Annotated in this window: 5 protein-coding genes; 3 read left to right on the plus strand and 2 right to left on the minus strand. The window is 68.4% G+C overall.

Annotated features, from left to right (window positions below):
- Positions 1-153 precede the first annotated feature (153 nt).
- Positions 154-1266, minus strand: a complete 1113-nt coding sequence (locus KY462_16345) for a hypothetical protein (protein ID MBW3579268.1) — start codon at positions 1264-1266, stop codon at positions 154-156.
- Between the two features lie 1157 nt (positions 1267-2423).
- On the opposite strand from KY462_16345, the gene KY462_16350 reads away from it, so the two are divergent.
- The 3 genes from KY462_16350 (at position 2424) to KY462_16360 (ending at position 6158) form a co-directional block, all read left to right on the plus strand.
- On the plus strand, positions 2424-3983 hold the full coding sequence (locus KY462_16350; GenBank protein MBW3579269.1) for a LuxR C-terminal-related transcriptional regulator: 1560 nt from the start codon (positions 2424-2426) through the stop codon (positions 3981-3983).
- 67 nt (positions 3984-4050) lie between these two features.
- A complete protein-coding gene (locus tag KY462_16355) occupies positions 4051-5229 on the plus strand; it encodes an NAD(P)/FAD-dependent oxidoreductase (GenBank protein MBW3579270.1) in 1179 nt (392 codons plus the stop codon).
- Entirely contained in the window at positions 5229-6158 is a 930-nt protein-coding gene (locus tag KY462_16360) for an alpha/beta hydrolase (protein ID MBW3579271.1), read from the plus strand. Before KY462_16355 ends, KY462_16360 begins: the two co-directional genes overlap by 1 nt.
- Positions 6159-6406: 248 nt before the next feature.
- On the opposite strand, the gene KY462_16365 is transcribed toward KY462_16360, so the two are convergent.
- A partial coding sequence (locus KY462_16365; protein MBW3579272.1) for a transposase occupies positions 6407-7117 on the minus strand: 711 nt, incomplete at its 5' end.

Below are 7117 nucleotides of genomic sequence, written 5' to 3' on the forward strand. Positions count from 1 at the left end.
GTCCATGCCCCCAGTGTGGCCGTTGGCCACGGACGCGTTGGTTGTCATTGTTCCCGTGTCCCATCTCGCCCTCAGACTCGTTCATTATCGGCCTGGAGCTTGTCCCACGAGAGCTTGACACGGAGGGCTGCCGACAGGGGGCGCTTGTGCGCGTCACTCGCCGGACTGCGCAGCCCAGCGGCGCCAGCGCTCAGCACGCGCCTCGGGTGAGTCACCTGGTCGGGACAGGGACTCGCGCGCCAGCTTCTCCAGCGCCTGTTCGGCCACGTCGGCGACGAGCTCGGGCGGGTGACCGATGGCGACCTGGTTGCTGGTCAGCCCGTCGACCAGCGCCTGGATGCCATCGCGGCGGTTCCGCCTCGCCAGCGCGCCCGCTGCGGTGACGCGGATGCGCAGGTCCGGGTCGTCGAGCGCAGCGGTGAGGATCTCCTCCTGCCCGATCTCGTCGGCAGCCGCCACCGCCACCCACCGCACGACCGGGTGTTCGTCCCGGGCGGCTTGTTCGATGGCGTCGGCTGCCTTGGGCCCGGCGGCGCCGAGGATCCGTACCGCTGCGGACATGCTGGCCGGGGACCCGTCCCGCACGGCCTCGATTGTGTCCTCGATGGATCGGTCACCATCCTCGACCATGCGCTCCTCCTCTGCGGGCAGCTGCACGGGCGCTTTGACTAGTAGAGGCAGCGGCAGCACCAGCCGGAGCACGTCCGTGAGCCAGTGCAGCGGCCGGATCAGGCAGCACCACCACGGGCAGGTTGCGCCGAGCCCGTTCATGATGGCGTCGACGTGGCTTTGCAGGGCAGCGACGTTGGCCCACGTCTGGGCCATGATGCTCTGCGGCTGGCCCGCGGGCTGCGGGTTGAGGTTGCGGTAGGAGTTGCCCGGCCCGTTGTAGTCGTACTCGTCAGGCAGGCTGAGGAGGTGGCCGGACTCGTGGGCGATGACGTTGCCGGTGTCCTGGGCGTCCCAGCGGCCGCCGGTGCAACCGGGTCCGAGCCGGTTGACGAACGAGGTCTGGGGCCCGGCGACGACGTTGATCTGATGGAAGTTCGCGGTGCCGGACCCGACCCGGGTGATGACCTCGAAGGACACGGCGCAGCAGCCGAAGTGCTGGTGACCGTGCGACCCATTCCACATCGACTCGGTGGCGGTCTCCCACCCGTTGATCATGGTGGCGAACGCACCGCCGGCCAGGCTGGCGTTGTTCTGGAACTCGACCCGCAGCGCGACGGTGAACGCGCACAAGCGCCGTGAGGATGTGGTGCACATCGGAGTGTCCTACTCCTGCGTCTCGCAGACACCGAACCCGCTGCGCCTCCGAGGCTAGCTGCGGGGAGGATCCAGGCGAAGGGTTCCTCGGCGGTGTCCGCGTTGAGAGCGAACCACAAGAGTCGACCTCACGGCTGGAGGTTCCGATTCTCGCCCCGGGGCACCTGAGGGTAGCGGTTCGCAATGACCAGCATACGATCTCGTTGCTCATCGCTATGGCGCAACCTCGAGGTCGGTCGATGCCGTAGCCGAGCGAACTACCGCATGGCTAGCCGACGTGTACGCCAGCGCGTCGGATCTACGGTCGCGCGCGTCGGGCAGGCCACGACGCCGTACCGAGGGGCACGCCGCTGTCGCTCATCGCGATAACCTCGAGGGCAGGATCCGGCACCGCCGCGACGAACACAGAAACCGTCGGGTACGGCGCGGGCGTGTCGTAGGGCGCGGCCCTGTCCAAGAATCCGTCCGTCGACCACACGTCTCGGCTCGTGAGCACAAGACTTCCGAGGGCTCCGGCCGGTCGAATGCGCCATTCACCAAGCGAAGGTGTACTCGGCGCGAAGTCCGCGACGATGCCGAAGCAGCCGAACCCGCCGGGCAGTGCTGCCTGAACGCCTCGCGTCCCGCCCAGGTAGCACTCGAAGTAGGCAGCTGCGACCTACCGCGTGCCCACTGGACCTCGTCAGGGTTCGGCATCACCGGTTTCTCGAACATGACGAGACTCCAATCCACGCCAGCCCTCATCCGCTGCGCAACCGCCATCTTCCGAGAAGTGACGTCCGGCTCGTGGATAACCACGGCACGGTCGATGTACGGCTCCCGACCGAGGTCTGGAGCAAGCCGTTGCCACCCTTGCTCCCGTCAGACGTCGTGACTCCTGGACTCGGTCGAACGGCGAAAGTCAATCGCAAGCGGGCGGAGCCTGACGGCCGTTCTGCATGGCACGCTACCGCTGTATGGCGCCACAGTTGAACTCTCGGCGCGGTGGGCGGTCGTTTGTGCCGTGATCGTGGAACGCCTCACCACATACTCGCAGGCGGCTACAGGTTGGGTCGCGAGTCAATCGAGGTGGTACTCGGCAGGGATGCTCGTTCCGCTGGGGGTGCCACATCACAGAAGGCGTGCCCGGTGCGTTGCACGGAACGTACGCTGATGGCATGGGTGGTGATGCGGGCGGGACCGGGGAGACGGTACGGGCCGCGGAGGTTGTGGCGGCGGCGTGTCTGGCCACGGACCTGGGGATGGGGCTTCCGTTCGAGCACGGCCTGCATGCCACGCTGATGGCGATGCGGCTGGGGGAACTGCTGGAAGTCGACCGGGAGACGGCGAGGCAGACGTATTACGGGTCGTTGCTGATGTACTCGGGATGCACCACCGACGCTGGCGTCCTCGCGGACATCGTCGGCGGGTCGATGACCGAGACGGCTGGGCCGACCCTGTTCGGGTCACGGGTGCAGTCCCTGGCCGGGCTCGTGAGGGCCCTTCCTCCGCCCGACAGCCCGTCGTATCGGCGTGCCTACGAGACCGCGACGCGGCTTCCGCGGTTCCTGATGATCGCCAGGCCGCATCTGCGCGCCGTCTGCGAGGTGGCGGAGATGCTCGCGGAACGCCTGGGCCTCCCGCCGTCCGTCCAGGCGCTGTTTGAGTTCATGACCGAGCGGTGGGACGGGCACGGGCTCCTCGGGCGTGCGGAAGGCAACGGGATCCCGTTGGCGTTGCGCATCGCCCAGGTCGCTCGGGACGCCGCCATCCAGCGGCACGTGGGAGGAGCGGGCGACGCCGTGGACGTCATCCGTGATCGCGCTGGCGGCGCCTTTGACCCCGTGGTGGCTCGACGGTTCGCCGACGACGCACGGAAGATCATGTTGGAGGTCGACACGTCCGGTTCGGCGTGGGAGACGACCCTTGCGACCGAACCCCACCCGTGGCTGTCCCTGGAGGGCCACGAGATTGATCGGGCGCTCGCGGCCGTCGGGGACTTCGCAGACCTGATCTCGCCGTGGCTGGCGGGGCACTCGGCGGGGGTTGCTCGACTGGCGACCGCCGCGGGCCAGCGCTGTGGCTTCAGTGCGTCCGACGTTTCCCTGGTGGGACGGGCAGCGCTCGTCCACGATGTTGGGCGGGTGGCCGTCTCCCCACGGACCTGGGCGAAGCCTGGACCGCTGAGTGCCGACGAGTGTGAGCAGGTCAGGCTGCACGCCTACCACGCGGAACGGATCCTGGGAAGGGGCGACGTGCTCGCTGCGCTGGGGCCGACTGCCGGTGCCCACCACGAGCGCCTCGACGGGAGCGGGTACCACCGCAACGCCACCGGTACCTCGTTGCCCCCGACCGCTCGACTGCTGGCCACCGCCGATGCATTCACAGCGATGACCGAACGGAGGCCACATCGCGACGCCATCCGCGCGGACGAAGCCGCCGAGATCCTGCGCCGGGAGACCAACACCGGACGACACGACCCGGACATGCTCGCGGGAGTGCTCGAGGCTGCCGGACAGCCCGTTCCCCAGGTGGAGCGTCCGGCAGGGCTGACGGAGCGGGAGGTGGAGGTGGTCCGCCTGCTGGCGCGAGGTCGTCAGACCAATCAGGTCGCCCGCACGCTCGGCATCTCCGTGAAGACTGCCGACCATCACATCCAGAACGCCTACCGCAAGATGGACGTCTCCACGCGGGCCGGTGCGACCCTGTTCGCCATGGAACACGGTCTGGTCACGTAGGGAGAACTCCCTATTCCCTCCCGACGGGTGTCTTCGTACGGTCGAAGAGGACGGCAGGGAGGGGTTCATGGACGGCCATCACGTCGACACCGTTGTGATCGGCGGCAGCCAGTCGGGTCTGGCGGTCGGCTACCACCTCAAGCAGCAGGGCCTGCCGTTCGTGATCCTGGACGCGTGCGACAGGATCGGTGACGCCTGGCGCAACCGATACGACTCCCTGCGCCTGTTCACGCCACGTCGATACGACGGACTGCCGGGGATGCCGTTTCCGGGATCGCCTTCCTCGTACCCGACCAAGGACGAAGCCGCCGACTACCTGGAGGCCTACGCCCACGAGTTCGAACTCCCCGTCCGAACCGGCGTGCACGTCGACCGGCTGTCCCGCCTGGGAGACCAGTTCGAGGTGTCGTTGGACGGATCCATGGTGGTCGCGGAGAACGTTGTCGTGGCCACCGGTGTCTACCGCCACCGGAAGATTCCGCCGTTTGCGCGCGACCTCGGTGACGGCATCGTCCAGCTCCACTCCAGAGACTACCGTAACCGATCTCAACTGCAGTCCGGGCCGGTACTGGTCGTCGGGGCCGGAAACTCCGGTACCGAAGTGGCGCTGGACCTGGCTCCCCATCACTGGACCTGGCTGTCTGGCCGGGATCCCGGGCAGGAGCCATCGCTGGGCCGGCCCGGAAGTTTCGGTGACCGGGTGCTGAAGGCCGTGATGTGGACCGTGGCGACACGGGTGCTGGTGGTGACGAACCCGCTGGGCCGGAAGGCTCGCGACCACTTCCTCGACCCCCCGCGTGGCATTCCGTTGGGCGGCGGGCGACGCAAGCAGATCAGGATCGCGGGAATCGAGCGCGTCCCATCGACGGTGGGCGTGCAGGCGGGCCATCCGGTGCTGGAGGACGGGACCACCCTGGAGGTGGCCAACGTCGTCTGGTGCACGGGCTACACGCCCGACTACGCGTGGATCGACCTGCCGCTGCCGACACAGCACGGGTTCCCGGTCCACGATCGTGGCGTCGTCGAGTCGATCCCGGGCCTGTACTTCGTTGGGCTGCTGTTCCTCCGGTCGCTCAGTTCGGCGCTGCTGGGCGGCGTGGGCCCAGACGCCGCGTACATCGCCGAACACATCGCGTCGGCACGACCACGCAGCCGCAGCCCCAGCACGACACGCCGCGCCGGGAAGGCATCGTCCCATCACCCCCCGCCGTCCCGGCCGACCCCGCGCGAAAGGAGACAGGCCTGATGTCCCCCAGTGCTCGCACCGAGGTTTCCGCCAGCACGGCCACGCCCCGTGGACGCCTGGTCGCGGCGGCCTTGGCCAGCGACCATCGCCGACAGGTCGCCGGCATCCCGACTGCCCTGCTCAAGGCGGGCGATGGCCCGCCCGTCGTGTTCCTCCAGGGCGAATTCGGACCGGTCTGGTGGCGAGTGATCCCCGACCTGCTGGCCACCCATCGGGTCATCGCACCCGACCTGCCGGGGCTTGGCGCATCGGAGTTGCCAGCTGGCCGCTTTGACCGGGACATCGTCCTGGCCTGGCTGGAGGACCTGGTCGAGCAGACCTGCACGCAACCACCTGTCCTTGTCGGCAAGGGCCCGGGCGGGGCGATCGCAGCCCGGTTCGCGGCCCGCCGCGGCGACCACCTCGCCGGTCTCGTGCTCGTGGACAGCCTGGGGTTGGCACCGTTCCGCCCACCTCCCGGGCTGGCCCTGACCTTTCTCCGGGTCCTGCTCCGTCCCAGCGAACAGAACCTGGAACGAGGTTTCCGCAACTATTGCTTCGTGGACCTCGATGGTGCCCGCAGGGACATGGGAGAGACCTACCAGGCGATGGTCGACTATGCCGTCGAATGCTTCCGCACACCTCGCGTGCGGACGGCAACACGCCGCCTGGCCCGGGCGTTCGGCTCTCCGATCGCGCCGACCGAGCTCGAACGCATCAGCATCCCAACGTCCCTCATCTGGGGACGCCACGACGTCGGCGTGCCGGTGGCGGTCGCCCAGGCCGCCAGCAACCGGTACAACTGGCCGCTGCACGTCATCGAGGATGCCCGCGATGACCCCGCCCTCGAACAGCCGGCCGCCTTCCTTGATGCGCTGCGCACCACGCTGACCGGGAGCCGCACCGGCCCAGCCACCGAACCCGACGGACCAGATCGTACGGCGACGTGAGGCTGGACCCGCGGGGCGTCTTCCTGAGTCCCTCACTACCGGAGACCTCGCGGCAACTTTGTGCGCGAAGCGACATCCGCTGACCCCCCGTAACGAACCCTCTGTGTGTCAAGTGCGGTGTCGGGTGGGAACTCTGAGGGCGTGATAAGGCCAGCCCAGCGACACGCTGGGCTGCGATGTAGGGTCGTTCCCGGATCCGGGTGTGACCTGGCGTCAGCCCTCGAGGCTGGCGTGTCCCCCGGATCCGCTCACGCTGCGGCTGGCGCGGCGCACCGCTCGGCAGCGGCGTCGTCGACCAGGTGCCGGTAGATCACGTTGCACAGTTGACGCTTGAGGGCGCGCATCGCTTCTCGTCGGGACTTGCCCTCGGCGAGGCGTCGATCGACGTAGACGCGACCGGGACTCGTGTGGGACAGCTGGCTGAGCACGACCATGTGGATGGCAGCGTTGAGCCGGCGATTGCCGCGGCGTGAGAGCCGGTGGCGCGACACGTCACCCGAGGACGCCTCGATCGGTGCGGTGCCTGCGTAGCTCGCAAAGTGGGCGCGCGAGGGGAACCGGTGGATGTCGCCAGCGTGTCCGATGATCACCGCAGCCAGGATCGGTCCGACGCCGACCACGTCGGTCAGTGTGGTCCTCGAGGCGGTGACGGCTTCGACGATGCGCTGGTCAATGTCGATCAGCTGCTTGTCGACCTTCCGCAGGTCGACCAAGAGCTCGTGGGCTAGCTGCTTGCGTTGCACGGCGACCACGCCGTCGGGGCGAATCCGCTGCAGCAGCCGGCTGCCCCGTTCCGCCGTCAGATGCAGCGCAGCACCACCTGGGCGCAGGTGACGTAGATGGTTGTGGAGCCGACACACGGTCCTGTTGCGTGACGCTGAGAGCTGATCACGGCGATCTGACAGCATCCGCAGCACCACGGTGACGTCCTCAGCGCCGACCTCGCGCAGCCGACCGTG

Source organism: Actinomycetota bacterium (assembly GCA_019347675.1).
In the GTDB taxonomy this organism is placed as follows: Bacteria; Actinomycetota; Nitriliruptoria; order Nitriliruptorales; family JAHWKO01; genus JAHWKW01.

Bases quoted from the DNA above. Each gene is read 5' to 3' on its own strand.
- KY462_16345 (MBW3579268.1), bottom strand. From the start codon at position 1,266: ATGTGCACCACATCCTCACGGCGCTTGTGCGCGTTCACCGTCGCGCTG.
- KY462_16350 (MBW3579269.1), top strand. From the start codon at position 2,424: ATGGGTGGTGATGCGGGCGGGACCGGGGAGACGGTACGGGCCGCGGAG.
- KY462_16355 (MBW3579270.1), top strand. From the start codon at position 4,051: ATGGACGGCCATCACGTCGACACCGTTGTGATCGGCGGCAGCCAGTCG.
- KY462_16360 (MBW3579271.1), top strand. From the start codon at position 5,229: ATGTCCCCCAGTGCTCGCACCGAGGTTTCCGCCAGCACGGCCACGCCC.